This is a genomic window from Lactobacillus sp. WILCCON 0149 (assembly GCF_057197965.1).
Genome location: NZ_JBUBHO010000001.1, coordinates 1,109,691 through 1,136,535 on the forward strand (window position 1 = coordinate 1,109,691; position 26,845 = coordinate 1,136,535).

A 26,845-nucleotide genomic window follows, 5' to 3' on the forward strand; every position below is an offset into this window, starting at 1 on the left:
TTCCAAGTTTTAGTGCTGATTTTACGTGTGTGTTAGTTTAAAACTATAATTTTAATGACAGAAGTTTGAAATGCTCTTTTGGCTCAAGGATTTGCTTTTTAGCAAGTTTACTGAGTTTTTGAGCATTTTTTCTTTTTGATTTTTGCTTTTGAGTTCTGTTTGATCAAGCTACACAAAATTTGCCGTGATTTCGGCAGATTCTCTAGCTAAGACCTGTCAGATGACCAAGTTCAAGGATTTTGGCTGAACGACCAGATGATACTTGGCAGCCTCCTTCTTTTCGCCATCCAGATTCATTGCTGCAGGCGTTGTTATTTCGCATTCTTTCACCTGCTTCACCACTACATCCTTGCAACTGATCAGGTCTTTTCGCAGAATTTTGTAGATATAATATGGCGCAAATAAGCGGTTCACTTTTGGCAAGATTACCATGTCAATCAGACCGTCGTTGATCTTTGATTTGGGTGAAATTTGGAAGCCCCCGCCGTAAAAACGCCCATTGCAGAAAGCACAGAGCGTGACTTGGTCGTTAAAAAGCAAGCCATTTTTGCCCATAACCTTTACTTTGGCAAACTTATAGCGGCTGATATTGCGCAGGATTGAAGCCACATATGCCGCGCTTTTAGGCGTTTTAACGTCATGTACTGTATTGGCGATCAAGGCGTCAAGTCCAAAGCAGCCAACATTGACGCAGTAACGTTCATCATTGACCAAAATCGTATCAATTGGAATCGCAGGCTGGTCTAAAGTCGCTTTGAGGATGGCTTCAGGACTCATATGACGGTGAATCGCGCGGGAAAAGTCATTGCCCGTCCCAAATGGCAGGCAAACGACCTCATGGTCTGTATGTACGAGATTTTGGATGACCTGGTTGAAAAAGCCGTCTCCGCCAACTGAGTAGAATCGGGTCTTTTCCGGGTAATTTTTGACGATTTCCTTCACGTGGTCCTTGTACTCACTAAAGTAGATCTCGTAGTCTCTCCCCTCCATCACCCTTTTGATGTTTTTGACGAGGGAATCACTTTTGGACTGATCTGAACTCGGCTTGATTAGAAAAACATGCTTCATGTATGATATCGACTTCCTTTTACAATAATTTAATGTAAGCACAATCTTGCTGATTTGTACAGAAGGCGTAGCAAAAAGGAGGCAGCAAACTGCCGCCTCCCCTGTTCCCTCCCCCGCTCGTTGGGGTGAGGTGATAGTATCTGTATGCTATTTAGTGGCATCTTTTCTAGCTTGGTGACATAATTGCACATGAAAGTGGCAAGGAGGTTTGAACATGTCCTACATCAAAAATTTTACGACGGAATACTCATTTGACGGCAAGACGTACAAGATTACTGCACCAGCACGCTTTGATGATGAAACAGATCAGCCAATTTACGATGCTGAACTTGATGAACGTGCAACTGAAATGGCTAGACAAGCTTATCGCGACGACATGGGGTTTGTGTCACCTGTCGATTTAAAGAGATTTCGGGATAAGTTTGGCCTCTCTCAGCGTGATCTGACGGAATTGACAGGACTTAGTGTGAAAACTGTTGCTTTGTATGAAGCTGGTGCCTTTCCATCAGAGGAAGACAATAAGATGCTAAAAGATTTGCTTTCTACAGGTACATTGCCAAGTCAAGATTCCCCAGAAGAATCAAAGAAATCTCCAAAGTTCACTGCGGGGCAACTAGCAAACTGGCTGCGAGTAGAGAACTACTTTTGTCATGAACAAGATACCGAGAAGCCAACTGAAGAAGCGTTTAAGGACTACAATTTAGTATCCCAGGATTCGGAGACTTGCCAATTGCTAAGAGCTGAAATTGAAGGGTAAGGCGGCTCTAATCATTATTTGTCGTTTGCTTCATCATCACTTGGTCAAGTTAGGCTTGCAGCTTGTTGGCACGCTCGTCAGCCTGCTTCTGCAATTCTTGAGCTTTCTCGGCTTCTGAAAGACCAGCCAAGCGTTGAGCTTCCTGTTCTTTCTTGGCCTGCTTGCTTGACCATTTCTTGAACTTCTCATCGATGATCCGATTGACATCTTCATCGGTGTACTTGAGTTCTTTCTTTGGTGAGTTTTCGCCAGCTTGCTTGTCTACTTGAGTGTCGGCTGATTCGGTAGGCTCAGCAGTTGGCATTGGTTCTTGCTTGTCCATTGTGGTTTTCTCCTTATCCATATCTTTTTAAGCGATAAATGCTTGCGCTCTTACAAATCCATAGCTTTTATCGACGTCCATGCCTGGTCGATTTTGGGTATAAAAAACATACTAATCTAGTGTTGGATGATTACTCGACGGAGTAGTCGTTCAACACTTTTTCTTTTACTATGTAAAGTGGAGATGAAGCCAATGCCGTGAGCGCTTTGGACACTCGATGTCGTATAAAAAACTGGCAGCTTCACCATTCAATTGAGAATCTCGTCTAAGTATGTTGACTGTTAAAGTCCTGTTGAGAAAATTAGATCTGATTGAATTGGGTGAAGGCAGCTCATCTCCAAGTAAAGCGGAGGTTTATTCTTATGGATTTATTGAAAACTGTTTTCGGTATTGATGTTAGCAGTCGGAAGTCTAACGTATGCATTATGGTCAATGGCCAAAAAGTTAATGAATATGCCATCTCCAACGATATGGTAGGCTTCAATCAGCTGCTGGGTGACCTTAAGCAGGTTACTAACCCACAGATTATCTTTGAAGCAACTGGCGTCTATTCAAGAAGACTCCAGGCGTTTTTGGACATGCACGAATTGCGCTATGTCATGATGAACCCGCTAGAAGCTAAAAGAAAGACAAAGGATGACCTGCACCAGAACAAGACCGATAAGCTTGATGCCTTATACCTTGCCAAGTTGCAGTCTGAGCACCCGCAGCGGCTGGCCTACGTTCAAAGCGAAGAATATCAAGAATTGATGGCCAATAACCGCATCTATGAGCAGGCTTCGCACGATCTGATAACCAACAAGAATAGACTGCACAAAGCCATTCAGCTCACTTTCCCAGAGATTGAGCACTTAATGGCTAATCCGAGAGGGAAAAACTACTGGAGTATTGTTTTCAGATTCCCACATCCAGATATCGTACTAGAAACAAAAGAAGCCGATATCATCGACTTCTTAAAAGGCTTATCTGGTATTGGTAAAAAGCGCGCTAACGACATAGAGCAAAGTCTTATTCGGTTGGCTAAAGTCGCATGTCCAGCTGTCAAAAAGAACAGTGCCCATATTCGTGGCCTCAAAATGGCTATTAACAATATTCTGAGCGCTGAAGAAGAGTGCCAGACTGCTTTACAGGAGATGGCTAAACTGGCTCCTAAGCGGGATCTAGAGATCCTCACAAGCATTCCAGGCATTGGCGAAAACACTGCTCTAAGAATCATAAGTGAGCTTGGAGATATCAGACGTTTTAACAATCCTAGCCAATTAAATGCCTTCGTTGGTGTTGATCCTCAAGTTTATGAATCTGGCAAGCTCACGGCCCACCTGTCAATTTCAAAGCGTGGGACAGCTATTGGCAGAAAGGTACTGTACTTGGCCATAAACCAAATTCAGTCGGCTAAGAAAGCAGGAAATCCTTGCCATATTGCGGATTATTACGAGAAACGAAAACGGTCTTCTGAGACTGCAAGTCACAAGAAGGCCGCTATCGCATCGATCCATAAATTATTACGGACGATCTTCGCTTTAATTAAGAATGATCAATTGTATAGCTATGACGTAGCCAAACATAACCAAAGACTTTTGTCATAAAAATTGATCCAATAGATATTATAACAGCCTCTTTTTCGAAATTACAGAAGGTGGCTGTATTTACCATGCCCTAAATCAGATATTTGACTTGATTCTCCAGGAGCCATTTCCCGATTAGGCCCTTATTTCAAAATAAAATTGCCTAAAATCGTTGATAACACTTGACTTAGAGTAGAAAAAGCACTCAATTGAGTGCCAATTTGATGTCAATTTGAATTAGTGAATCATCTGGAGCCAGTCTCTAGCTTCAGATAAGCTCTGAGATATTCAATGCCAAGACGGGTGATTCTCCAAGTTTCAGGGGTGTTCATTACACGTTGCTCTGGGAAAATTGTTCCTTGAAACCTTATCCCTTTAACAAATCCATCATCGTCCAGCATTTGCGTTATTTGATAAAACTGGAGCGGGCTGATTCGCAGCTTCGAAGCATTTAGCTCTTCAGCATCTGGATATCTGCTGTTTTCGTAGCAATCATTAAGATATTTCAGAATTTTGGTTGCAACTTTCTCGTAGCTTGCCATGGCTTCTACTCCGGTTGTCCCGCCAACTCAATGCTTTCAATCTTTGAAAAAGGAATTCCATCATCAGCATACCTGTCGCTTCCAGTTTTATTGTAGTAAATAGCATTTTCCAGCGCCATGGCTGTTTCGAAGTCATTGTCTACACTCGCAATATATAGGTTAACTACGCTTCCAGTCTTTAATTTGACGTTGACCCACTTTCCCATGTACTTGCTCGCCACAATCATTTCATCAGTATCACTATGTATTTTCATTTTTGTCCGCTCCGTAGTTTATCAATGCTTGGTGCAGGGACCGCATGATATCTGTAATTTGATGCAAGATGAACTTTCATACGGCTTGTCAGTGTTTCTTTGCCGCTTTTTGCATCAACATAAACCGCTATCGTCTCTCCACTGTCTATGAAAAAATATTTATTTTTTAAGTCGCTCGGCTTAGCCATTTTCTTTACGATTCTGTCAAGTTTGCTCTTACTAATAGTAAAATAGCTTGGCTTCTTTCCAAAATATTTGCTATTCGGGTCACGTGAAGCCTCTACACGGTCATTATACTCCTTCGTCCCCTTTAAATGAATGTTTTGGCGTCCGTCTTTCATAACCAAGTTGGAGGGATCAATTTCACCAACATCTTCTTGCTCTCCTCGGCTTTTGATTTCAGTTGCTAGCTCAGCGGCTCCATTATGAAAAGCTACAGAAAACTTCGGCATTTTTGTTGGCACCTTAGCACATCTGCAGTTTGGGTGCGAGTCAATCACCAGAGCTGGGGCTTTATCAATTGGGTAAGGGCCGGACTCCTTTAGGTCAGTGCATCTTGCGCAGGCGCCTGGTTCCGTCACCCTATTTATTGGCCTCTGGTGAGCCGTCTAATTTCTTCGCTAAACGACTCAATCCGGATAAGATTTTCGTCTTGAGTGACACCATCAGGAATCTTGCCATAAAACAGCACTTGCGACGGTGCGAGCCTTTCAATCATTTCTGCATAGCCTTCCCGAAACATCTCGAGTTCATCTTTGTTCTTGGTACATCCCAAGGCTGAGACAGCCACGACTTTATTAGTTGGTTCACCGTCAAACACCCAGCTGTAACTATCTTCATACATCCAGTTAACTGTTGGAATGACCTTCACGCCATGCTCTTCCAGATATGCCCCGATCCAGTGTTTACGGTAGTGATTCCAAATGGATTGAGCTAAAGGGAAGTCCAGATAAAGACTAAAATCTGGGCTCATGACATACTCAGCCTTTTGCAAAAGCGGTAGGTACTTGTCAACGTTTGTCCAAATGCGTTCAAACTTGTAATCATCGATGAAGAAATGGACCCCAAAAGGTTGCTTTGGCTTGCGACTAGCCAAGTCATTGAACCGAATCCACTTAACGTTGGTTACATGGTCAACACCATGGATTTGTGGGATATCAAATATCCCTACGCCTTTATATCGTGCCTTTTGAGCGTTTTGCCAGTTGCGTTGCTCACGGGTTCCAGACATTAGCATTCCTTTCTAATCTTTGCTTTAGTTCAGCTGCCATTACCATTCATACCGATATTTCTTCTTTTCTTTCTTCAGCTCAGCTTTAAGCTTAGCAATAGCTCGCTTGTTTTCTTCTATGGTCTTTTGCGCCAGTCTCTTGGCGTTCTCAGTGCTTCGCCTTACTTGCGCTGCTGACGTCTTGCCACCAGTAAGCACGTTACCGTTGTTCAAATTGCTTGCAATTGCACGGCCACTGCTCAGAGTTTGAGAAGTGTTGTAACCAATTGTCGCATTTTCACGTTCCAGCGAACCAATCTGCCTTTCCAGTTGTTTACCGCGCTCGGTTGGTACAGCATTTTTTACTGGAATTTTCATGCCAATGTTTTGCATCGATTTTTCCAAATTCTTGAATTCGGCTATTTGCTGCTTACCTGAGTCATACAGTTCTTTGTATCTATGCCTTAACTTGCTCTTTATTTGATACGGTTTCATGCCTTTAGCCAGCTCTTCATCTGCTTCAGCTTTGGTCATTACGCCAGTTCCACCACGCAAGACACTTGTTTTGGGGCCTGATCCTCTACCCATGTTCGCACCTCCTAATTTTCTGCATCAAAAAAGCGACTAGCTCTTGCTAATCGCTTACTGCACTAATATTAGAAATTTCCTCCAAAGGAATTGCTTTTGTGGCGTACTCGTCAGTTCCTTCGAAGTTGACGAGTAGACGAATATCATCAGATACATCAAACGAATCATCAACGTCAGCCAAATAGCATTTTATTTCTTGATTGTCATGAGTTGTTACAATGACCCATGACCAACAAAAATTATTTGAGATATCACGTGCCAAAGTATTATTTGTTATTTTCATTCTTGTGCCTCTCTTGTGATTGAGGTCGGGCTGGAATAGCATGAAATTCTGTTCGGTCTTTATTCATCAATACTTTAATTCTACTGGTAGTTTTATCTTCTTCACATTTGGTACGATAAACCCCTATTGGGCGGTGCAAATCCATAAAGAAAAAGTCATTTTTTAACTGTTCCGAAGTTGCGTTTTGTAAAACGAACTTTTCTAATTCCTCGATGGTTATGTTTGTGAAGTAGCTTGGATAATAGACGTACCTTTTGCCAGGAGTTTCAGCAACCTTTACTCGATTATTATACTCCAAGGTGCCCTGATAATGGATTTTTTGCCTACCGACTCTCATCTTAAGCTTAGGCAGCTCTTCGCTTGAGGTATTGATTCTTTTTAGAGGCTCAATTTCGTTAGAGTTTGTATTTGTATGACTGATAATGTTAACACTTGCAGCTCCCGCCACCAAACCAAGCCCTCTCAAATCAGCCTTATCGCTTGGCACCTTCGCGCATCTGCAGTTTGGGTGCGAGTCAATCACCAGAGCTGGTGCTTTGTCAATTGGGTATGGCCCAGATTCCTTTAAGCTGACACACTTGCTACATGCCCCAGGCTAGATGACCCAATTGACATACTCAACACCAGCCTCTTTGTAAGCAGCAGTATCGATTTCATCGATCATCTTAGCCGACTCGCTGCGAATTAGCCTATCGACCTTTGACTCGGCTTGTGCTATCCGGTCAGCAATGTTTGTACCTGGCGTTGGCTTGACTTGGCGTATCAGCTTTTGCCGCAACTCATCAAGCGACTTACCTGTCTGGTAGCACTTGGACAGCTCTGCTCTTACATCATCGATCAAGCGGTCGCCATCAATCCAAATGCTGTCACTGAGCACTTTTAGTATTAAATAGGTCGTGGCTGTGCAGGAAGCTTTTTTTCCTTTAGCCACATTGCCTGCTCTCTTTTGCGATCTTTTGACCGCTTTGTCTAGCCAAGCAATGATGCCAAGTCCTGCAATCGCAGTTTGCCTAAAATTGGTGTCCTCAGTTTACAGCTTGAGCATTCATACTTTACATAATCAAAAACGCGTGGTGCTAGTTGAAATATAGTTTCAATTTCTTAACAAAAAAGGTCCAACATTGTAGACTCTAGTTGGAAAAAAGAAAGGAGTCCTTACAATGTTGAACCAACTACAGATTAAACGTTATAGTCACCGTTTGCAAGTGGAATTTCGAACTTTGTCGAAAATCTGCAAGAAACTTTATTACAAGTACGCTCCATCTCGGTTAACTCACCGTCGCAATGCCAGTCTGGTAAAGGTTCCAGACTACGAAATTATTGCATTACTTGTCTGGCAAGCTGAGGAAGGTATATCTTCTCAGCGCAGATTTGCTCGCTGTTGGGGACTTTGTGGGCTCTCCAGATCTCGTTTCAATCGCAGAGCTAGAGCGCTTCTTGGCATCACTGTTCAGATCGTCAACGAACTAAACTCAAGAGTCGATCTGTCTGATCAGTACATGATCATTGACAGTCTACCCATGCCTTTGTGTCAGCCAATCAGAAACCGCAGAGCTAAAGTGTTTGAAGGAATTGCCAACATTGGCTATAACTCAACCAAACAGTTTTACTATTACGGCTTTAAAGGCCACTTTGCCGTAGCTCAAGACGGTTATGTTCTTGGCTATGTAATCACACAAGCATCAATACACGATGCAAAAGAAGCAGAAGAGCTGATTCTCACTACCCATCCCGAAGGGCACTTTATTTTAGGCGATGAAGGCTATATAGGCAAGCAGCTGCACGATACTCTCAAGATAAACGGCTATATACTGTGGACACCTTACCGGAAAAATATGAAAGGTGCTAAGCAGCATAACAAAAGAGAGCTAATGGCAATTCGCCGAACGATCGAGAGTGTGTTCTCTGTACTAAAGTACTACGGAATTGAAAATATTCTTGCAAGAAGTACAGACGGTTTCCAACAAACCGTCGAGATAATCGTACTAACTTACAATATCAGCTACATCCTACAGAGATATGGACTCAACTTCTTCAACTAGCACCACGCGTAATCAAAAATATGACTAGTATAACTAGCATCCCCCACCCCCATTTTCCTCGCAGAAAGGTGCTATAATGAACATGTAAATCTTAGAAATACATTACCCACAGGAGGAAAATCCCATGCGTAAAGCAATACCGATGCTAGATAGCAACTTGACTACAGCAGAATTTTTAGACTTGATCCCATCCGCCTTCCAATCTGTCGTCTTTGGCACGATTGCCAACGGCCGGCCTTATACTAACGTTGCAGATATTGAACTCTGCCATAATGGCAAGCTCTACTTCGCGACGACTTACCAAAAGAGTTTTTACCAGCGCCTGCACTCTCTTCCCTACGTCTCTATCACCGCGCTTAAAGGTGAAGAGACCATGTCCAGCGTTGGCTTTACCTTAAACGGGACGGTCAAAGAAGTCGACCTCTCCTACCTTGACAAGATCTATGATCAGCATCCCGAAATGCTGGAGATCAACAAGACGGACTCTGAACGCCGGGAACTGCTCCGGCCATTTGAAATCACCCCTACTGATGGCTTTGTCTACGACCTGCGGCAAACCCCAATTTTTCAAAAGGCCTTCACCTTTTAATTCCATGCAAAAAGCGACCGAAACTATATCATGTTTCGATCGCTTTTTTGCTGAAAAATCTATTAGTCTTGCTTAATCTCCTCTAAAACGATCCCCTGGTAAAGCTTGACAGTTACTAAGTAGTAAACCAGGTACAAGAGGAAGAAGGCCAGGAACGGAACCCAAATCTTGTAGTATGGGTCTGGCAAAAGAAGCGTGAAGAACTTCAAGCCAAAGAGCACGTCCAGGCTGCCAAGCACCGCCGGTGCTACAAACAGGATGGCAATTTCCTTTCTGATCGCCCCCTTCAAGACACTGTTTCTAGCCCCAAGCTTGTAAAGCATCTTGTAGCGCATTTTGTCACTGGCTGCTGCTGACAGGATCTTAAACATCAGAGTTGAAGCCAGCATCATCAAGAAGGACAAGCCGAGGAAGAGTCCCATGAATTCAAAGCCTGAGCACATTGCCGCGATCTGCTGGTACAAAACAGGTTTGGTGAATTCGAGATAACCGTAAGTCATGGAATCTTTCTTAAACTGCTTCATTTCTTGATCAGTAAGTTTGAGAAGAAGCTTGTTGTTTTTGGCAAAATCCTTAACCTTGTAGAAAGTGATGACCTTGGTTGTCAGCTTCTTTTTGGCAAAAGCTGCATCTGACAAGGCAACAAAGCCCTTTGAAGAATCTTCTGGAAACAGGCTGGCTGCTTGGGCAGAGTGCTGAACCGTAGCCGAAGTCTGCTTGCCAGTTAAAGTCATGGAATTTACCTTAACCGTGTGGTAGATCCGCCCTTCCTTGTCAATCGTCTTCTTCTTGTCTGAAGAAGCAGCGTTATATTCTTGGATCTTGAGCGGTGTCTGGTCAATTTCACTTTTCTTGACATAGAGGACGCCGTTTTTCTCATCAGCCTTGTAGCTGTAAGTAACTTTTTCCTCTGTACCGATTTTTTCAACCTTGTCAGCCAGCTTCTTCTGCTTGCCAACTAAGACAAAATCGTAGTACTGAACGTCAGTCATGGCATTCTTTAAATTGTTGAAGTTGATGCCGACTGTAATAGCGCCAAGGGCCAGGGCCAGCATAATTGAAATAGCTGACAGGATTCTGGTATAGCCATGCAGGCGGAACTTGAGTTGGCCCAAAGTGTATGGCCGCATCCCCTTGTAGAGGAAACCGTGTCTTTTCCGCAAAAAGTCGATCACTGTCACGAAGAAGGCGTCAAAGATGAAGTAACTGCCCAAAACGATAGTAACCAAAGCAATCGGAATTGCCTTCAGCTGCAAAGTAGTTACATTTCCCATTGCCCAGTAGCCGGTAGCCAAAAGAACTACACCAGCGATAGCCTGGATAGTCCGCAAGACTGGCCGACTCTTCAGCTTGCTTGGCTTTTGGTCTTCTTTTAAGAGATTGATCAAGGTAGTCTTGGTCAGCTTGACCGCGTTCCAAGAAGCGGCCAGGAAGAACAAGGCGACAAAGAAGAGCAAGGTCCAGAGAACTGCTGGCAGGTAAAGCGGGTTAAAGTGAGCCAAAGTCAGCCCTAGCTGCTTGACCATCAAAGCTGAAACCAGTTCAGTTAAGCCTACGCCTAAAACAATCCCGATCCCGGTTGCAAGAAGGCCAGTCACCAAAGTTTCAGCGAAGATCAGCTGGCCGATCTTGCCGCTTTTTGCCCCCAGCATCATGTACATGCCGTAGTCCCGCTTTCTCATGCTCAAGAGGAAGCTGTTGGCATAGGCCAGGTAGACCAGGGTCAAGATGGCCAGAAGGACGATACCGAAGGAAAAAATAAACTTGGTCGCTGCCATGGTCAGCTGGCCGGCAACGCTGGACTTCAAGAAAGATGGGTTAGCGGCCAGAGTCAAGAACATGTAGAAGATCATGCTGGCGGCACTAAGGCCGGAAAACAGGACCAGGTAGTCTTTTAGCCGGCTTTTTAGCCCGGTCATTGACAGTTTAAAAATCATGTTAATCCCTTTCTCTAATCAACTAATCGGCGTTTCCCTGAGCTGGCTGATCAGCTTCTTGTAAAAGTCCTGCCGCTTCATGTCACCGCGCTTGATCTCTTCATCAATCAAGCCGTCCCTGATAAAAAGAATCCGGTCAGCAAATGACGCTGAGAACGGGTCGTGGGTAACCATCAAGATTGAAACCTGGTCTTTCTCATTAAGCAATTCCATCGTGTCCAGCAAAGCTCTGGAAGACTTGGAGTCCAGAGCCCCTGTTGGCTCATCGGCCATCAAGATTGCCGGCTCATGAACCAAGGCTCTGGCAGCAGCAACTCTTTGCTTCTGCCCGCCGGAAATAGCGGCTGGGTACTTTTCCAAGACTTCGCTGATGTTGAGCTTAGCGGCAATCTTATCGACCTTGGAGTCAATTTCTGAGCTCTTTACCCCTTGCAAAGACAGTGGCAGAGCGATGTTTTCTCTAGCGGTTAGGTTGTCCAGAAGGTTAAAGTCTTGGAAGATAAAGCCAATTTCTTTAGCTCGGAAGTCAGCCATCTGGTTCTTCTTCAGCTTGGCAATGTCCTTCCCATTGATCGTAACCTCGCCGCTAGTCGGTTTATCCAAGGTAGACATGATGTTCAAAAGCGTCGTCTTACCAGAACCGGAAGTCCCCATAATGGCGACGAATTCACCCTTGCCCACGCTAAGCGAGACTCCTTTTAATGCCTGGTACTGCTTCTCCCCTTTTTTACCGTAAGTCTTCGTCACATTGTTGACTGTCATCACTTTTTCCATAGTTACCCCCTAAATCGTATCGGCGTATTACTGCTGTGATACACTAAATGATACTGGACTATTTTAGAATCGTCAATAGATTTTTGCGCTTTGTAAAAAAGCTGTAACAAAAAGCCACTAAAGCTTTTTAGTGCTTCAGTGGCCTTTTATTCTTCAGTTTTCCTGAGTTTTCGGGTCGATAAACAAAATTCTGACTCTGCAACGGATATGGTGCTGGTAGTCCATTTGGCAGATCTCGCTAAAAATCTGCAGTTTCTTGTTGCAGCGCATGGCTAGGGCGGTGTCCTGCTTATTCAATTTTCCCAGTTCATCCCCTTCCAGGGTGCAGACCGTAATCTGCTCGTAAGGCGGGTTTAGCTGCAAAGATAAGAGCTGTCCTACTTCTGCCTGCTCAAGGTGTTTTTGCCGGCTCTCTCCTACAATGTCTTCACCATCTGTTTCTAAGAGCCAGCTTTCGATGTGTGGAAGATTCGCCAGAACCGGTTCAGTCATTTTCTGGTAGATGGCTAAACCAAGCTGGATGACCTGTCTTTTTTCATCAATAGCCTTGATAAAGGCGAAAGTTTTTTGCTCACGGTTAGCTATAGCAGCTTTAACCAGGTTCGCGATGCGCGGGTTCGGCAAATAGCCCAGGATCTGTCCTTGGCAGGCAATCAGTACATTGTCGCCATCGTCTACAAAGTTGACTTCCATTTCTGGTTGGAGCAGGTACCACTCTGGCGTGCACTTACTGCCTCTCAGCTCGATAGTTTGGAAATACCGCATTCTGTAGTGGTTGTCGTCAAAATGTTCAGCTTGCCCCCGGGTGTATCTAAAGGCCCCGTACAGACGCTCATATTCGCGTTTAGCAGCTAAATCTTTTTGCCGACCATCATAGACGGACTTGCTGGCGATCTTTTGAGTCAGGTAATTGACGATCTGGACTACTTCGCCAGTCAGTTCCGGATCATAGGGGAAAAACAGAGGCTCGTTGGCGGGGATGCCCGGCCCTTCCTCATAGCCGAATTCCAGCAAGGGCTCAGCGACATATAGATTGCTGACGCTAGTAAGGCAAAAATTAGCCAGGTCAGCTGTATCACAAGGGATGATGAAGTTTGAGTCGTCTTTTAAGTCAGTAAACTTGATCGCCTTGCTGGTTATGGTCAATATTGCGTTTTCGTCTTTGATTTGCCAGCTTTCACCGGCTTCAATCCGGCTGACTGGGCTGTTATTTTGGCTCGTCATCCTGTTTACCTCAGTTAATCAAAGGGGTCTTAAGTGGTTACTGCAGTTCCTGTTTCAATTTAAGTATTTTGCTCTCGATTTCTTTAATCACCTGCATAAAAGTCTCATCATCTTGGCCAGTTGGATCTTCAAGTCCCCAGTCTACCCGCTTTTTTGCAGGCAAATAAGGGCAGCGGACGCCGCAGCCCATGGTGATTACGTAATCAACGCTAGGCAGATCAGCGAGGGTCTTAGGCTTTTGCCCATCGGCCAGCATATCGATGCCATAATGCTCTTTGATCAACCGAACCGCGTCGGGATTGATCTGATCTTTCAAGTCAGTGCCGGCTGAATAGGATTCAAAGACATCCCCGGCCAACTTTTTGCCTAAGGCTTCAGCGATTTGGCTCCGGCAGGAATTGTGGGTGCAGATAAAAGCTACTTTTGTTTTGGTCATGATATTCTCCTGTTATTTTTTCTCAAGCAGGCTCAGGCCGCTGATGGTAAGGTCACTAGAATCGTTGACGAAAGAGAAAGTTGGGATGCTGTCCATGCCTTCATCTAAGGCTTCCATCAAAATCATGGCAAAAAATTCAAACCAGCTATCCGTTGGCACATCATTTCTATCATCTTGTGGGGTCAGCCAGAATTTAGTCGCTGCTTTTCTTGTTTTGATATTAAGCGCCAGGCCTATTGCAGTGTTATAGAAGTCAAAAGTGGCTTTGAAAGAATGAACATCTGGATCATTGATCTCAATTCCTAATTCTTCGGGGATCTCAGTTTCCGTGATCATCATTCTGCCGGTGATCTTACCATATTTTTCTTCAAAATTTTGGATCGAACCACGTTTTTTAAGTTCAGCTTCTACCTCGTCAAACAAAGCTTCGTTCTCTAACATACCAGTTTCCTTTCCAGCAAGTTGTAACCGATTGCTTATGATCTCTATTATAAACTAAAAGCAGCATCCCCTGCACTAAATAAAGATGGGTGCTGCTTATGTAACTTAATTCAAATTTCTACTTAAAGCTCAACAAGAACATTGGCGACTGCCAAGTCGTGCCATCCGGGAAGGTAACATCGATAGTAACGTAGCTGCTAGATTGCTCATTGTAGCTGTAATCGTCACGAATTTCGTACTTGGTCCCCCTTGGCATATCAGCGGTGTTGCTAATGAAGTCTTGCGGCTTAAGCAACTGATAGGTATCCCCTTCAATATCCGTGCCTACTGGCAAAGTGATTGAAGAGCTCTTCAAAGCTGGATGATAGACCAGGTTATCTGGCTGACTGACTGTCAAGGTAAACTTCTGGCTAACTTGGTATGAATCATCAGGATACTCAACCAGGATATAGTAGTCATGACTGCCTGGCACCGTGGTATCGGGATCATCTGCTAAAGGGTTCCCATCCGCACGGCAAAAACGAAATTCTGTCGTATTCCTAGTCACTTCAGCAGGGTCATTAGGGAAGTAACCAACGGGGTTAGTCACAATGTCCTTTCTAATATCGATATAGTGCCCATAAGGTACGGTGGTATTCTTGACAGTCACATTGTACGCATCCGCTTGTGCAGACTTGACTACAAAGGATACCGGCCCCACCGTTTCTTTTGAACCATCTGGGTAGGTAACCAGAATATTAGTCTGATAGAAGCCGCCCTTCTTAGTGTTTACTGGCTTTACAAAAGTATAGTTCGTCTCACTTGGGAGATCCCAGGTATTGGTAATGTAAGAATACGCATCTTTTGAGAAGGAGTCTCCCCAATCAAGTGTTGTAGTCCAAGCTTTAACCTTTGGGCTGTACTTCTGTGCCATCGATAACGGCTTTTTGCTAGTCTTCTTTACTGTCTTTGAAGGTTTCTTAGTAGTCTTTTTGACTGTTTTTTTAGCGCTCTTCTTGGCAACCTTCTTCACAGTCTTCTTACCGCTTTTCTTCACTGCCTTCTTAGGCTTGGCTGTCTTTTTTACAGTCTTAGCTTTAGTGACTTTCTTCTTGCTTACCTTCTTAACGGCTTTCTTATTGGTCTTTTTGCTGGCCTTCTTCATTTTGGCTACAGATTTCTTCTTAGCCTTGTAAGCCTTAAACCACTTGGTCTTTTCTGGGGCAGTCACAAAGTAGAACTTCCGTCTGCCGGCTTTGTACTTGTTGCTCTTAATCACCCAACCACCGCCAGTGCTCATGAACCACTGTGACCGATAAATGATAGAGCCTTTCTTTACCTTGCCCGCAAGGTAAAAAAAATTTTCTCCTTGGCAAGTTCCCGTCTTAACGCGATAGACCTTCATAGTCTTAGTGACTACAACCTTCTTATTTGCAACTTTGGCATAGTCGTACCCATTAAGGTAGCCTGCCTGCACAGGCTGAACGGTCGTAGCGACCAAGGACAAACAGCCAACAAATGCTAGTATTTTCCTTTTCATGTTATTCACCTTTCCTAACTTAAACATCCAACTTGATCATATCCCTAAAATCCGTCCATGAAAAGGCTTTAATTAAAAAGCCGCATACATTCGTACACAGCTTTGCATATCTAAAATTATGTTAACTAACTTCTAAATTTCATTTTGTTTCCGGGTCATTACCAAAACTGCTAGTAAGTAGAAAACTAGCCCAGTAACTAATAGAACAACAACTGACACCCAGGCTGGCGCAGTATGGCCATCATATACGAAGACAATCCCAAACATTTCCTTGATCTCTTTTAATACACTTTTCGGCTGATTGGCGAAGTTGGCCTTAATTGCAGGCTTCATCAAAAGCTGCCGGTAAAGTACTGCTGAGTGAGCACATGGGAAATACTTTACCATCCATTGAACGTTGTCTGGCAAACTTCCAATTGGAATATATGCCCCAACCAAGAAACCGATTAAGGTCCCGACAATGGTGCTGGCTGCTGAGTAGGAGCTGTTGGTTTTCAAGAAAGAAATTATGAAGGAAGCAATCGCCGATGAAGCAAAGGCTGACAAGACAATTACACCAAATAACTTTAGTAAAATCTCTATATCCAACACTGCCCCGCCGGCCAGACCCAGGTAGAATTCCCCAAAAATCAAGGTAAAAATAGACATGATGATGCTGATGATGAAGCCAGTCACGATATAGCCACCAGCGACCTGTCTTCTGCTGACCGGGGATGAGTAAAAGTCCTTGATCGCCTTATTCTCCCAGTCGCTGATCATTACCCCATAAGCTCCCAAACTGGTCGTAATCGACGCCGAAGCCAGCATCCCCGCCAGCATCCAGGCCCGCATCAAGCGGTTTGGATGCGGCAGAAACTTTAAGCCACTGTTAATCGAATCGCCAATGAAGAAGATATACAGGGCAAAAATAATGATGACGCTCAGCATCGAGAAGAAAACCGAAGCCCTGTCTCTAAAGTAAATCTTGAGATTTCTTTTGACCATAGCGCTCATTCTCTTAACCTCCTCCCTGTGATGTTCAAGAAGACGTCATCCATCGTTCCGTGCAAGACTTCAAAGCTCTGCAGCTGGTCCCGCACCTCTTCTACGATATCGATGGCGTCCATGGTGTTCGCTAATTCAACCTCATAGTGGTCTGCTTCCTGCTTCCACTTAAGCGAAAGAGTCGTCAGTATGTTGTCTAAACCTTGTCCTTGTTTTGGATACAGTTTCAAACGGTCGTAACTGTAGCGCTCCTTCAAGCTGATTGGACTGCCTTCGGCAACAATCTTTCCTTGATCTAGAATCACCACATAGTCAGCCGCGGCAGCTTCTGCCATATAGTGCGTCGTTAAAAAGATGGTCATTCTCTGCTCTTTTCTCAAACGCTGGATTGTCTCCCAGATATGCTGCCTGGTTTGCGGGTCAAGTCCAGTTGTTGGCTCGTCTAAAAAGAGAATCTTCGGCGTGTTTAACAGCGCTCTGGCGATATCTACCCGCCGCCTTTGCCCGCCGGACAATTTTCCGTATTGCCGCTTAAGCAGGTCTTTAATCTCAGTATATTCAGTTGCCCGGGCAACCGCAGCTTCCACTTTTGCCTTGCTGCGATAGTAAAAACCAGCTCGAAGTGTCAAGTTTTCAAGAACTGTTAGCCTTTTATCCAGCAGTCCCTCTTGAAAGACGATTCCGATCTTCTGCTTGATCGCTTGGGCCTGTGACTTCATGTCAAGACCGGTCAGCTTGATCTCACCGGAATCAAACTTGGTCAAAGTCGACAGGCAGTCGACCGTTGTTGACTTGCCGGCCCCATTTGGGCCTAGGAAGGCAAATAACTCGCCCTCACGGACTGCAAAAGAAATGTCATTGACAACCTTCAAGTCCCCATAGGACTTAGAAAGGTTCTTAACTTCAATAGCATTCTTCATCATTTTGCAACCCCTTTCTATTTATATTTCTAAAATAATTTTACATCTGCTAGGATTTTCTTGGGTAAAATCTAGGTAAGATGCCAAAATACGGGACTAAGTTGCGGAGGTACAAGAAAAGGCCACGCTGGTTAGGCGTGACCTTCTGAGTTGTGTTGTGTTAGAGTTGTGTATCTTAAAGGTTATTTCAGAATGAATTTTTCGAGTATTTAAAAGAAAATATCACTTGTTATGTATCGAGTAAGTGAGTTGAATTTAATTGATCTAGAAATATAGTCAATAAGCAAGAGAGAGTGAAGATTTAAACTATGTTGAAGTCTTAGAATTCTTCAAATACCTTGGTCATGTCGATTTGAGCACTGTTGATGTACTTCTCGTTGGTGAATTCACGGATGCCCTCCGCGCCCATTTCACGGCCAAAGCCTGAAGTCTTGATCCCGCCGAATGGGATGGCTGGGGATGCCATGGTTGGCTGGTTGATTGATACGGCACCTGATTCCATGGCTGCTGCCAAGCGGGCTGCGTTAGCTGGGTCTTCAGTGTAAACTGAGCTGCCCAAACCGAAGTCAGTACCGTTTGCCAGTTCGATTACTTCGTCTTCAGTCTTGTATGAGAACAGCATCAATACTGGCCCGAAGATTTCTTCGTTGAAGATTGGGTTGTCTGGAGTTACACCAGTCAAGATAGTTGGTTGTACCCAAGCGTCGCCTTCTGGCACCTTTGGACCTACTTCTTCTGCAGTTGCCCCGTTTTTTACTGCCTTGGCGATTTGTGCCTTGATCTTGTCGGCTGCCTTCTTTGAGCTGACTGGTGACAGAGTAGTGTTCGGGTCAAGCGGATCACCGGCTACCATGCCGTTGATTGCCTGTTCTACGCCGCCCTTGAAGGCGTCAAAGAGGCTTTCGTGGATGAACATCCGCTTGTCACCGGCACATACTTGGCCGGAGATAGTCATTCTGCCCATGATGGCGCCTTGAACTGCCTTGCCCAAGTCCGCGTCTGGGAGTACGACCATGGCGTCTGAGCCACCAAGTTCCATAACGCACTTCTTCAAGTTCTTGCCTGATTCAGCTGCGATTTGCCGGCCGACTGGAGTTGAGCCAGTCAGAGTTACGCCGCAGATCCGCTTGTCAGCGATCAATGCGTTTGATTGTTCATAGTCAATAAAGAGGTTGGTGAAGCAGCCTTCTGGGAAGCCGGCGTCACGGTAGAGCTTTTCCATTGCCAGTGCTGATTGCGGGCAGTTGCTTGCGTGCTTAAGAACAACTACGTTACCAGCCATCAATTGAGCGGCACTTGGACGGGTCATTTGGAAGAATGGCACGTTCCATGGTTCAACCATGTAGATGATGCCCAGTGGCTGGTAAATGCCGACAGCGTCACCGGCCATTTCATCAGTGGTCTTTACGTAGTGAGGCTTAAGCAGGTCCTTAGCGTTGTCTGCGTAGTATTCCATGATGTCTGCACAAAGGTTCATTTCCCAAGCAGCGATAGTAACCAGTTTGCCAGTTTCGGTTGCGTTGATGGCTGCAAGTTCATCTCTGCGTTCTCTTGCCAATTGTGCAGCCTTCTTCATCAAAGCTGCCCGTTCTTCAAAGGTAGTCTTTGACCATTCCTTGTAGGTTTCGTTGGCCTTAGCCAGCTTGCCTTCAAGTTCTTCGTTGGTCAAGTTGTCGAATTCTGCCAGTACTTCGCCGGTGTATGGGTTAGTAGTCTTGTAAGCCATGTTTGTTTTCTCCTGTTTCTATTTTCAGTTTGTTTCGGTTATCTATTTTTTGATCTCTTGATCATGCTTTTAGTTTACGAGCTTTAGGCTTCTTTCTGAACATCATATCCTGCCTAAAGCCAATCACTTCGTGCCAAGTTACATGTGATGCTTGGCCATTCTTTCTTCGAAAATGTCGTTGACGATCTTGCGCATCTGCTCTTGGGCATCAGCGCTAACTTCTGCTTTTTCAAATTCAGCGTAGATCTCCGGGAACTCCCTGGCGATCAGCTGACAGGTCTTGCCAGTCGCGTGATTTCTGACAAAAGAAGGAATTCTTTCCATATATTCTTACTTGACCAGGTCAATGATCCGCTTGTTTGCTTCGGTGTTTATTGCTATCATTTCCTTTCAATTGAGCTGTTGTATTTATAGCTTCAATTACTTCTTTGAGCTGCCGCGAACTTGCATGTTGTAGACATTGTTCATCAGCAACTTCTTTGGCATCATTGGTGACATTGGCAGGAAGATCTTCTGCATCCCTACCAAGCCAGAAGTCACGTTCAGTTCACCCTTGAGCATTCCTTCGTAGCCGTCCTTGGCAACTGGCATTGGGCTTTGCGCCTTGTCAAACAGAGCAGTGTCGCCCAGACCACCTGCGCTGACAAAACCAGTAGTCATCGCACCAGGCATCAGGCAAGTTACAGTTACGCCCGTGCCTTCCAATTCCCGCCAAAGTGCGTTTGAGAAGCTAGTCATGTAGGCCTTTGTTGCGTAGTACACTGCTTGCAGTGGCCCTGGCATTACGGCAGCGGTTGAAGATACGTTCAAGACCTTGCCGCTGCCCCGCTTGATCATATCCTTCAAGAAGAGCTTCAAGATTCTGGTTGGAGTTTCAACGTTGACGGCGATCATGGACATGTCCTGTTCCATGGTCCGTTCTCTGGCGAAGTCCCCTTGGCCACCGAAACCGGCATTGTTGATCAAGATGTCTGGCAGCACATTTTCTTTCTTAGTAAAGTCGTAAATGGTTTGAGCTGCTTCTGGCTTTGAAAGGTCAACTGCCAGAGTCAAAACATTGACGTCGTACTTCTTCTTGGTTTCTTCAGCTTGCTTGTCCAGTTTTGCCTGGCTGCGGCCAACCAGGATCAAGTCGCCGCCCTTTTCAGCGTGGATGTTGACGAAGCAAGTACCCAGACCGCCATATGAACCAGTGATTAATGCTACATTCTTCATGTTGTGCCTCCGTATTGCTTAGATGTTTTTCTTTCTTGCTTGATTTGTTGAGATAATCATACCAAGATCAATGGCGGCAAAATACATCATAAGATTCTATCTTGCAATCAGATCGCGCCAATTTACAACACAAAAAACGACCAATGGATATACCATTGATCGTCTGAAATTATTGGACTAATTTCGGTCTTCTGTTCGGTAGATATAGAGAGAAGCAACTGAAAGGAACAGTAGCAACAAACCTATCATCTTCAAGAGAACAGAATCATTTTCGCCAGTGCGTGGGAGCCGCTTCTGACTTGAGTTAGTCTTCTCACTAGAATTATTAGCATACTCCTTGGCTTTTTGGCTTGGCACATTAGGCTTAGTTGGTTGAGAAGGAATCCTGTTATTTGTTTTGGGTACTTCGATTTCAGCTTTCTTACCTGTGTCATTACCTGGACTTGGGAAAATCGGCAATGAAGGAACAAATGGTTTGTATGTGTTAATCAGTAAAATATTTTCTGGATCAGAGTAGTTAACGGTTTTCGTGTATCCTTGCAGTGTATCAAGTTCATCAACCGTATAACTGATTTTCTTGCCAGAATTAAAGACTGGCAAATCATTAATCACTTGAGACCAGTCATTTTCATCGCTAAGTTCAATTTCAGAGCCAAACTTCTGATCGTTGGCGTAGAGTTGAACTCTAATAGATTTCGGACGAATGCCATCTCTATCGTTCATGTCCTTCCAAACTTTGGTTATTCTTATTGAATGAGTAGTTGGAACATGTGTGTTAGTGATGTCATATCCGTCTACTTGGCTTTCATAGCCAGCAATATCGTCTTCTCTTACTGAGTAAACAATCTTCTTGCCAGCCTTATACTCTGGCAAGTTGTTGAAGCTGTACTGCCACTTGTCAGCTGCAGTAACCTTCTGACTCTTTACTTCCCTACCATCTACGAGAAGGTGGACAGTGATAGAGTCTGGACGAAGTCCATCTTGGTCATCATTGTCCTTCCAAGACTTTTGACCAGCTACAGTCGTGGTAGATGGCTTATGAGTGTTTGTCACATTGAAGCCATCAATTTCGCTGCTGTAGCCCTTAACCGCACCTTCCTTAATGGAGTAAGTAATCTTCTTACCGTCCTTGTATTCTGGCAGGTTGTCAAAGCTGTACTGCCACTTATCAGCCGCAGTAACCTTCTGACTCTTTACTTCCTTACCATCTGCGAGAAGGTTGACAGTAATAGAGTTTGGACGGATGCCATCTTGGTCGTTGTTGTCCTTCCAGGTCTTCTGACCAGCTACAGTCGTGGTAGATGGCTTGTGAGTGTTGGTCACGTTAAAGCCATCTACTTCGCTGTCGTATCCTTCGACCGCATCTTCCTTAATGGTGTAAGCGATCTTCTTGCCATCCTTGTATTCTGGCATGTCAGTGAAAATATACTGCCAATTAGTCAAGGCAGAAACTGTTTGCTTGGCAACTTCTTCGCCATCGGCCAAAAGATGAATTGTAACTGAACTTGGTCTTAATCCATCTTGGTTATTCTGGTCATTCCAAGTCTTAACCCCGGCAATCGAATTCTTGCCTGGCGCATGGCTGTTAATCAAGTCATAACCTTGAATTTGGCCAGTATAACCAGCTACTGGATCTTCCTTAATTGAGTACGCAATTTGCTTGCCATGATCAAATTTTGGAAGATTGCTGAAAGCATAGTGCCAATTGGTTGCTTCAGAAACAGTCTGTTGAGCGACTTCTTGACCATCGGCTAACAAATGAACCGTAATCGAAGCTGGGCGCAGACCGTCTTGATTATTTCCATCAACCCAAGTCTTCTGACCCAGTACAGCTGTGGTTTCCGGCTGGTGGGTATTAGTTATATCGTAACCATCGACTTTAGAATCGTATCCTTCGACCGCATCTTCCTTAATGGAGTAAGCAATCTTCTTACCGTCCTTGTATTCTGGCAAGTTGTCAAAGCTATACTGCCACTTGTCAGCTGCAGTAACCTTCTGACTCTTTACTTCCTTACCATCTGCGAGAAGGTGGATAGTGATAGAGTCTGGACGAAGTCCATCTTGGTCATCATTGTCCTTCCAAGACTTTTGACCAGCTACAGTCGTGGTAGATGGCTTATGAGTGTTTGTCACATTGAAGCCATCAATTTCGCTGCTGTAGCCCTTAACCGCACCTTCCTTAATGGTGTAAGCGATCTTCTTGCCATCCTTGTATTCTGGCAGGTTGTCAAAGCTGTACTGCCACTTGTCAGCCGCAGTAACCTTCTGACTCTTTACTTCCTTACCATCTGCGAGAAGGTGGACAGTAATAAAGTCGGGACGCAGACCATCTTGGTTGTTGTTGTCCTTCCAAGACTTCTGACCGGATACAGTCGTAGTAGACGGCTTGTGAGTGTTGGTCACGTTAAAGCCATCCACTTCGCTGTCGTATCCTTCGACCGCATCTTCCTTAATGAAGTAAGCGATCTTCTTGCCATCCTTATATTCTGGCAAGTTGTCGAAACTATACTGCCACTTGTCTGCTGCAGTAACCTTCTGACTCTTTACTTCCTTACCATCTGCAAGAAGGTGGATAGTGATAGAGTCTGGACGCAGACCATCTTGGTCGTCATTGTCTTTCCAAGACTTTTGACCAGTTACAGTCGTAGTAGACGACTTGTGAGTGTTAGTCACGTTGAAGCCATCAATTTCGCTGTCGTAGCCCTTAACCGCATCTTCCTTGATGGAGTAAGCGATCTTCTTGCCATCCTTGTATTCTGGCATGTCGCTAAAAGCGTACTGCCAATTAGTCAAGGCAGAAACTGTTTGCTTGGCAACTTCTTCGCCATCGGCCAAAAGATGAATTGTAACTGAACTTGGTCTTAATCCATCTTGGTTATTCTGGTCATTCCAAGTCTTAACCCCGGCAATCGAATTCTTGCCTGGCGCATGGCTGTTAATCAAGTCATAACCTTGAATTTGGCCAGTATAACCAGCTACTGGATCTTCCTTAATTGAGTACGCAATTTGCTTGCCATGATCAAATTTTGGAAGATTGCTGAAAGCATAGTGCCAATTGGTTGCTTCAGAAACAGTCTGTTGAGCGACTTCTTGACCATCGGCTAACAAATGAACCGTAATCGAAGCTGGGCGCAGACCGTCTTGATTATTTCCATCAACCCAAGTCTTCTGACCCAGTACAGCTGTGGTTTCCGGCTGGTGGGTATTAGTTATATCGTAACCATCGACTTTAGAATCGTATCCTTCGACCGCATCTTCCTTAATGGAGTAAGCAATCTTCTTACCGTCCTTGTATTCTGGCAAGTTGTCAAAGCTATACTGCCACTTGTCAGCTGCAGTAACCTTCTGACTCTTTACTTCCTTACCATCTGCGAGAAGGTGGATAGTGATAGAGTCTGGACGAAGTCCATCTTGGTCATCATTGTCCTTCCAAGACTTTTGACCAGCTACAGTCGTGGTAGATGGCTTATGAGTGTTTGTCACATTGAAGCCATCAATTTCGCTGCTGTAGCCCTTAACCGCACCTTCCTTAATGGTGTAAGCGATCTTCTTGCCATCCTTGTATTCTGGCAGGTTGTCAAAGCTGTACTGCCACTTGTCAGCCGCAGTAACCTTCTGACTCTTTACTTCCTTACCATCTGCGAGAAGGTGGACAGTAATAAAGTCGGGACGAAGTCCATCTTGGTCATCATTGTCCTTCCAAGACTTTTGACCAGCTACAGTCGTGGTAGATGGCTTATGAGTGTTTGTCACATTGAAGCCATCAATTTCGCTGCTGTAGCCCTTAACCGCACCTTCCTTAATGGTGTAAGCGATCTTCTTGCCATCCTTGTATTCTGGCAGGTTGTCAAAGCTGTACTGCCACTTGTCAGCCGCAGTAACCTTCTGACTCTTTACTTCCTTACCATCTGCGAGAAGGTGGACAGTAATAAAGTCGGGACGAAGTCCATCTTGGTCATCATTGTCCTTCCAAGACTTTTGACCAGCTACAGTCGTGGTAGATGGCTTATGAGTGTTTGTCACATTGAAGCCATCAATTTCGCTGCTGTAGCCCTTAACCGCACCTTCCTTAATGGTGTAAGCGATCTTCTTGCCATCCTTGTATTCTGGCATGTCAGTGAAAATATACTGCCAATTAGTCAAGGCAGAAACTGTTTGCTTGGCAACTTCTTCGCCATCGGCCAAAAGATGAATTGTAACTGAACTTGGTCTTAATCCATCTTGGTTATTCTGGTCATTCCAAGTCTTAACCCCGGCAATCGAATTCTTGCCTGGCGCATGGCTGTTAATCAAGTCATAACCTTGAATTTGGCCAGTATAACCAGCTACTGGATCTTCCTTAATTGAGTACGCAATTTGCTTGCCATGATCAAATTTTGGAAGATTGCTGAAAGCATAGTGCCAATTGGTTGCTTCAGAAACAGTCTGTTGAGCGACTTCTTGACCATCGGCTAACAAATGAACCGTAATCGAAGCTGGGCGCAGACCGTCTTGATTATTTCCATCAACCCAAGTCTTCTGACCCAGTACAGCTGTGGTTTCCGGCTGGTGGGTATTAGTTACATCGTAACCATCGACTTGTGAATCGTAGCCTTTGACTGCATCTTCCTTGATGGAGTAAGCGATCTTCTTGCCATCCTTATATTCTGGCAAGTTATCGAAACTATACTGCCACTTGTCTGCTGCAGTAACCTTCTGACTATTGATTTCCTCCCCATCCGCTAAAAGATGAACTGTGATCGAGTCAGGACGCAGACCATCTTGGTCGTCATTATCTTTCCAGCTCTTTTGTCCAGAAACTGTAACCTTTTTGGCTTGCTTATTAGTGATTGTAAAGTCATTTCCAGTGTTGGAGACACTGCTTTCGTACCCATCAGGCACGTTCACTTCTTTCACCGTATAAGCAATTTTATTGCCATGAACAGCTTTGACCAGTTTATCCCAGGTGTATTTCCAGCCATCTGCTGCTGTCAACGTCACCGGATCACCAGTTGGATAACCATCGGCATACAACTGGACTTTAATGCTTTCCGGCCGGTCGGATTTATCATCCCCAACCCAGTCTTTTTTTACGCTGACGCTGGTCCGATTGCTGCCATCCACCCCGCCGTCAGCGTTGACATTGGTTACCTGGAAATTGAAGTCTTTCCCTGCAACAGCTGAATCACCTGAAATCTGATACCAAGCTTGGCTGTTGTTAGTGAACTTCTTCTGATTGTAATCAATGATCGAAGTCTTGTAGTTGATCACAATGTTGTTTCTGGAGACATGACGTTCTGGCAAAACTACGTTGATATTCTGTCCATCAACCTTGATTTCTGAACCTGGATATGCAGCTTCAAACTTACTGATTGCATCATCCCCATAGAAAAAGTCATTATTCCGACCTGAAACTGTAATCTTAAAACTGCTTGTATCGAGCTTTTGTCCTGGCTGAATTTGGTCAAGAAGCTTGGTGTCACCAATGACTTGATCTTTAGTGTTGTTCACGCACAAGAACCAGCGAACGTGGTCAGTATCCGATGGAAGCATGTCACCAGTCTTGTAGTAAAACGGGTTTCCACCACTACCAGAATCGCCAGACTTTGGTTTCGTAATCTCAATGTCGTTATACTTGGACCCGCTGCTAATTCTAACCGTACCAATTGACTCAGATGTAGTGTTCGTTACGTTGCGTCCTAAGATTTCAAATGATGCCCAGCCATTAACGTTGTCAAGATCCTCGATATTCTTATTAAAAGAGACGACCGCACTGTTTTGTGTGATCTGTAAAGTACCGACGTTTACACCGTCAATGTAAAGATCTTTGTTAAGCTGATAACCTTCGGCAAAAACTGTACTGCTACCTGTCCATTTCACTGAGATCTGGTCGCCTTCTTGCATCTTGACAGCATGGTCATCAAAATTGAATTTCACTTCAATTCTTTCGCCATCATTCACATGTGATTTTGAAACCGTCAGACTGGTGATGTTTGAACTGACATCCCTGCCGGAAGACTTTTGCGACGGAGCACGTGCTTGGTTAGTTCTTAAACGGTCCGTATTACTTGACTGTGCCTGGCTGCTGCTTATGGAGTTTGCTTCTGAAGCAGCTTCAGTATTAGTGGAAGTCTCCTTTTCTTCCTCATCTCCTTCCGCTTCGGTAGATGATGTTGTTTCTGTTGTTGCCGCAATGGAGTTGGTTACATTAACGGACAAGTTTCCCAACAACATCAAGACAATCATCTGCCAGGCTAGGAATTTCCTAAGCCTTTTTACTTTTTTCCTTTTCCTCGTAAAAATACCTCCCATTTTTTCTATTCAAGGCACAAAAATCTGCATTGCAATCAGATTATATCTGTTAAGTTATAATAGTGCTCAAAAAAAGAGCTCGGTAGCCCTAAAAACAGCTATAACAAGTTAATCTAATTTGTAGATTGATAATACCTTGCGTAATATGTTAGCGCTAT

26 protein-coding genes are annotated in these 26,845 nt (G+C 44.4%); 4 read left to right on the forward strand and 22 right to left on the reverse strand.

All coding sequences use genetic code 11. The features are described 5' to 3' along the window. Nucleotides 1–216 precede the first annotated feature (216 nt). Nucleotides 217–1,068, reverse strand: coding sequence for a diacylglycerol/lipid kinase family protein (locus ACYVUV_RS05230; protein ID WP_484499139.1), 852 nt, complete (start codon nt 1,066–1,068; stop codon nt 217–219). A gap of 214 nt (nt 1,069–1,282) precedes the next feature. On the opposite strand from ACYVUV_RS05230, the gene ACYVUV_RS05235 reads away from it, so the two are divergent. Next, nucleotides 1,283–1,825 (forward strand): hypothetical protein, encoded by a 543-nt coding sequence (locus tag ACYVUV_RS05235; protein ID WP_484499140.1) that lies wholly within the window; start codon nt 1,283–1,285, stop codon nt 1,823–1,825. 49 nt (nt 1,826–1,874) lie between these two features. On the opposite strand, the gene ACYVUV_RS05240 is transcribed toward ACYVUV_RS05235, so the two are convergent. Further along, on the reverse strand, nt 1,875–2,147 hold the full coding sequence (locus ACYVUV_RS05240) for a hypothetical protein (protein ID WP_484499141.1): 273 nt from the start codon (nt 2,145–2,147) through the stop codon (nt 1,875–1,877). A gap of 362 nt (nt 2,148–2,509) precedes the next feature. On the opposite strand from ACYVUV_RS05240, the gene ACYVUV_RS05245 reads away from it, so the two are divergent. Then, entirely contained in the window at nt 2,510–3,733 is a 1,224-nt protein-coding gene (locus ACYVUV_RS05245; protein ID WP_484498977.1) for an IS110 family RNA-guided transposase, read from the forward strand. Nucleotides 3,734–3,957: 224 nt separating this feature from the next. Here ACYVUV_RS05245 and ACYVUV_RS05250 read toward each other — a convergent pair whose 3' ends face one another. The 8 genes from ACYVUV_RS05250 to ACYVUV_RS05285 form a co-directional block, all read right to left on the reverse strand. Continuing rightward, nucleotides 3,958–4,254 (reverse strand): YjcQ family protein, encoded by a 297-nt coding sequence (locus tag ACYVUV_RS05250; RefSeq protein WP_484499142.1) that lies wholly within the window; start codon nt 4,252–4,254, stop codon nt 3,958–3,960. Between the two features lie 5 nt (nt 4,255–4,259). Continuing rightward, the gene (locus ACYVUV_RS05255; protein ID WP_484499143.1) at nt 4,260–4,508 is read right to left on the reverse strand and encodes a hypothetical protein; all 249 of its coding nucleotides are present in this window, start codon (nt 4,506–4,508) and stop codon (nt 4,260–4,262) included. After that, a complete protein-coding gene (locus ACYVUV_RS05260) occupies nt 4,505–4,960 on the reverse strand; it encodes a polymorphic toxin type 50 domain-containing protein (RefSeq protein WP_484499144.1) in 456 nt (151 codons plus the stop codon). Before ACYVUV_RS05260 ends, ACYVUV_RS05255 begins: the two co-directional genes overlap by 4 nt. Before the next feature lie 134 nt (nt 4,961–5,094). Further along, on the reverse strand, nt 5,095–5,739 hold the full coding sequence (locus ACYVUV_RS05265; RefSeq protein WP_484499145.1) for a DUF4417 domain-containing protein: 645 nt from the start codon (nt 5,737–5,739) through the stop codon (nt 5,095–5,097). Nucleotides 5,740–5,778: 39 nt separating this feature from the next. Then, nucleotides 5,779–6,306, reverse strand: coding sequence for a hypothetical protein (locus tag ACYVUV_RS05270; RefSeq protein WP_484499146.1), 528 nt, complete (start codon nt 6,304–6,306; stop codon nt 5,779–5,781). A 46-nt stretch (nt 6,307–6,352) separates the two neighbouring features. Then, nucleotides 6,353–6,589 carry a hypothetical protein gene (locus ACYVUV_RS05275; protein WP_484499147.1) on the reverse strand — a complete coding sequence of 79 codons (237 nt, stop codon included), beginning with the start codon at nt 6,587–6,589 and terminating at the stop codon, nt 6,353–6,355. Beyond that, nucleotides 6,573–7,076, reverse strand: coding sequence for a hypothetical protein (locus ACYVUV_RS05280; protein ID WP_484499148.1), 504 nt, complete (start codon nt 7,074–7,076; stop codon nt 6,573–6,575). Before ACYVUV_RS05280 ends, ACYVUV_RS05275 begins: the two co-directional genes overlap by 17 nt. A gap of 108 nt (nt 7,077–7,184) precedes the next feature. After that, nucleotides 7,185–7,520, reverse strand: a complete 336-nt coding sequence (locus tag ACYVUV_RS05285) for a hypothetical protein (RefSeq protein ID WP_484499149.1) — start codon at nt 7,518–7,520, stop codon at nt 7,185–7,187. Between the two features lie 232 nt (nt 7,521–7,752). Here ACYVUV_RS05285 and ACYVUV_RS05290 point away from each other — a divergent pair, with 232 nt between their 5' ends. Then, complete coding sequence (locus ACYVUV_RS05290) at nt 7,753–8,631, forward strand: IS982 family transposase (RefSeq protein ID WP_484499368.1); 879 nt, start codon at nt 7,753–7,755, stop codon at nt 8,629–8,631. 124 nt (nt 8,632–8,755) lie between these two features. Then, nucleotides 8,756–9,220 (forward strand): pyridoxamine 5'-phosphate oxidase family protein, encoded by a 465-nt coding sequence (locus ACYVUV_RS05295; protein WP_439775361.1) that lies wholly within the window; start codon nt 8,756–8,758, stop codon nt 9,218–9,220. Between the two features lie 62 nt (nt 9,221–9,282). Here the strand turns inward: ACYVUV_RS05295 and ACYVUV_RS05300 are convergent, their stop codons facing one another. The 12 genes from ACYVUV_RS05300 to ACYVUV_RS05355 all read right to left on the reverse strand — a co-directional run bounded on the left by ACYVUV_RS05300 (nt 9,283) and on the right by ACYVUV_RS05355 (nt 26,609). Next, a complete protein-coding gene (locus ACYVUV_RS05300) occupies nt 9,283–11,157 on the reverse strand; it encodes an FtsX-like permease family protein (protein ID WP_439775362.1) in 1,875 nt (624 codons plus the stop codon). A gap of 18 nt (nt 11,158–11,175) precedes the next feature. Beyond that, the gene (locus ACYVUV_RS05305; protein ID WP_439775363.1) at nt 11,176–11,931 is read right to left on the reverse strand and encodes an ABC transporter ATP-binding protein; all 756 of its coding nucleotides are present in this window, start codon (nt 11,929–11,931) and stop codon (nt 11,176–11,178) included. A 153-nt stretch (nt 11,932–12,084) separates the two neighbouring features. After that, a complete protein-coding gene (locus ACYVUV_RS05310; protein ID WP_439775364.1) occupies nt 12,085–13,155 on the reverse strand; it encodes a hypothetical protein in 1,071 nt (356 codons plus the stop codon). A gap of 37 nt (nt 13,156–13,192) precedes the next feature. Next, nucleotides 13,193–13,591: an arsenate reductase ArsC gene (locus ACYVUV_RS05315; RefSeq protein WP_439775365.1), complete on the reverse strand. Its 399-nt coding sequence runs from the start codon at nt 13,589–13,591 to the stop codon at nt 13,193–13,195. 12 nt (nt 13,592–13,603) lie between these two features. Then, on the reverse strand, nt 13,604–14,032 hold the full coding sequence (locus tag ACYVUV_RS05320; RefSeq protein ID WP_439775366.1) for a hypothetical protein: 429 nt from the start codon (nt 14,030–14,032) through the stop codon (nt 13,604–13,606). Between the two features lie 118 nt (nt 14,033–14,150). Then, nucleotides 14,151–15,551 (reverse strand): Rib/alpha-like domain-containing protein, encoded by a 1,401-nt coding sequence (locus ACYVUV_RS05325; protein ID WP_484499150.1) that lies wholly within the window; start codon nt 15,549–15,551, stop codon nt 14,151–14,153. 132 nt (nt 15,552–15,683) lie between these two features. Further along, nucleotides 15,684–16,544 carry an ABC transporter permease gene (locus ACYVUV_RS05330; RefSeq protein ID WP_439775368.1) on the reverse strand — a complete coding sequence of 287 codons (861 nt, stop codon included), beginning with the start codon at nt 16,542–16,544 and terminating at the stop codon, nt 15,684–15,686. Then, the gene (locus tag ACYVUV_RS05335; protein ID WP_439775369.1) at nt 16,541–17,458 is read right to left on the reverse strand and encodes an ABC transporter ATP-binding protein; all 918 of its coding nucleotides are present in this window, start codon (nt 17,456–17,458) and stop codon (nt 16,541–16,543) included. The genes ACYVUV_RS05330 and ACYVUV_RS05335 overlap by 4 nt, the downstream gene beginning before the upstream one ends. A 316-nt stretch (nt 17,459–17,774) precedes the next feature. Then, on the reverse strand, nt 17,775–19,181 hold the full coding sequence (locus ACYVUV_RS05340; protein ID WP_484499151.1) for an aldehyde dehydrogenase family protein: 1,407 nt from the start codon (nt 19,179–19,181) through the stop codon (nt 17,775–17,777). A 138-nt stretch (nt 19,182–19,319) separates the two neighbouring features. Next, on the reverse strand, nt 19,320–19,505 hold the full coding sequence (locus ACYVUV_RS05345) for a hypothetical protein (RefSeq protein ID WP_439775160.1): 186 nt from the start codon (nt 19,503–19,505) through the stop codon (nt 19,320–19,322). A 96-nt stretch (nt 19,506–19,601) separates the two neighbouring features. Beyond that, entirely contained in the window at nt 19,602–20,396 is a 795-nt protein-coding gene (locus tag ACYVUV_RS05350; RefSeq protein ID WP_439775161.1) for an SDR family NAD(P)-dependent oxidoreductase, read from the reverse strand. Nucleotides 20,397–20,573: 177 nt separating this feature from the next. Then, entirely contained in the window at nt 20,574–26,609 is a 6,036-nt protein-coding gene (locus ACYVUV_RS05355; RefSeq protein ID WP_484499152.1) for a Cna B-type domain-containing protein, read from the reverse strand. Between the last annotated feature and the right edge of the window lie 236 nt (nt 26,610–26,845).

Coding starts and splice junctions, on each gene's coding strand:
- ACYVUV_RS05340 (WP_484499151.1), bottom strand. CDS start 19,181: ATGGCTTACAAGACTACTAACCCATACACCGGCGAAGTACTGGCAGAA.
- ACYVUV_RS05265 (WP_484499145.1), bottom strand. CDS start 5,739: ATGTCTGGAACCCGTGAGCAACGCAACTGGCAAAACGCTCAAAAGGCA.
- ACYVUV_RS05245 (WP_484498977.1), top strand. CDS start 2,510: ATGGATTTATTGAAAACTGTTTTCGGTATTGATGTTAGCAGTCGGAAG.
- ACYVUV_RS05275 (WP_484499147.1), bottom strand. CDS start 6,589: ATGAAAATAACAAATAATACTTTGGCACGTGATATCTCAAATAATTTT.
- ACYVUV_RS05305 (WP_439775363.1), bottom strand. CDS start 11,931: ATGGAAAAAGTGATGACAGTCAACAATGTGACGAAGACTTACGGTAAA.
- ACYVUV_RS05350 (WP_439775161.1), bottom strand. CDS start 20,396: ATGAAGAATGTAGCATTAATCACTGGTTCATATGGCGGTCTGGGTACT.
- ACYVUV_RS05345 (WP_439775160.1), bottom strand. CDS start 19,505: ATGGAAAGAATTCCTTCTTTTGTCAGAAATCACGCGACTGGCAAGACC.
- ACYVUV_RS05260 (WP_484499144.1), bottom strand. CDS start 4,960: ATGCCGAAGTTTTCTGTAGCTTTTCATAATGGAGCCGCTGAGCTAGCA.
- ACYVUV_RS05270 (WP_484499146.1), bottom strand. CDS start 6,306: ATGGGTAGAGGATCAGGCCCCAAAACAAGTGTCTTGCGTGGTGGAACT.
- ACYVUV_RS05235 (WP_484499140.1), top strand. CDS start 1,283: ATGTCCTACATCAAAAATTTTACGACGGAATACTCATTTGACGGCAAG.
- ACYVUV_RS05355 (WP_484499152.1), bottom strand. CDS start 26,609: ATGTTGTTGGGAAACTTGTCCGTTAATGTAACCAACTCCATTGCGGCA.
- ACYVUV_RS05230 (WP_484499139.1), bottom strand. CDS start 1,068: ATGAAGCATGTTTTTCTAATCAAGCCGAGTTCAGATCAGTCCAAAAGT.
- ACYVUV_RS05330 (WP_439775368.1), bottom strand. CDS start 16,544: ATGAGCGCTATGGTCAAAAGAAATCTCAAGATTTACTTTAGAGACAGG.
- ACYVUV_RS05320 (WP_439775366.1), bottom strand. CDS start 14,032: ATGTTAGAGAACGAAGCTTTGTTTGACGAGGTAGAAGCTGAACTTAAA.
- ACYVUV_RS05250 (WP_484499142.1), bottom strand. CDS start 4,254: ATGGCAAGCTACGAGAAAGTTGCAACCAAAATTCTGAAATATCTTAAT.
- ACYVUV_RS05255 (WP_484499143.1), bottom strand. CDS start 4,508: ATGAAAATACATAGTGATACTGATGAAATGATTGTGGCGAGCAAGTAC.
- ACYVUV_RS05325 (WP_484499150.1), bottom strand. CDS start 15,551: ATGAAAAGGAAAATACTAGCATTTGTTGGCTGTTTGTCCTTGGTCGCT.
- ACYVUV_RS05315 (WP_439775365.1), bottom strand. CDS start 13,591: ATGACCAAAACAAAAGTAGCTTTTATCTGCACCCACAATTCCTGCCGG.
- ACYVUV_RS05300 (WP_439775362.1), bottom strand. CDS start 11,157: ATGATTTTTAAACTGTCAATGACCGGGCTAAAAAGCCGGCTAAAAGAC.
- ACYVUV_RS05310 (WP_439775364.1), bottom strand. CDS start 13,155: ATGACGAGCCAAAATAACAGCCCAGTCAGCCGGATTGAAGCCGGTGAA.
- ACYVUV_RS05295 (WP_439775361.1), top strand. CDS start 8,756: ATGCGTAAAGCAATACCGATGCTAGATAGCAACTTGACTACAGCAGAA.
- ACYVUV_RS05240 (WP_484499141.1), bottom strand. CDS start 2,147: ATGGACAAGCAAGAACCAATGCCAACTGCTGAGCCTACCGAATCAGCC.
- ACYVUV_RS05335 (WP_439775369.1), bottom strand. CDS start 17,458: ATGATGAAGAATGCTATTGAAGTTAAGAACCTTTCTAAGTCCTATGGG.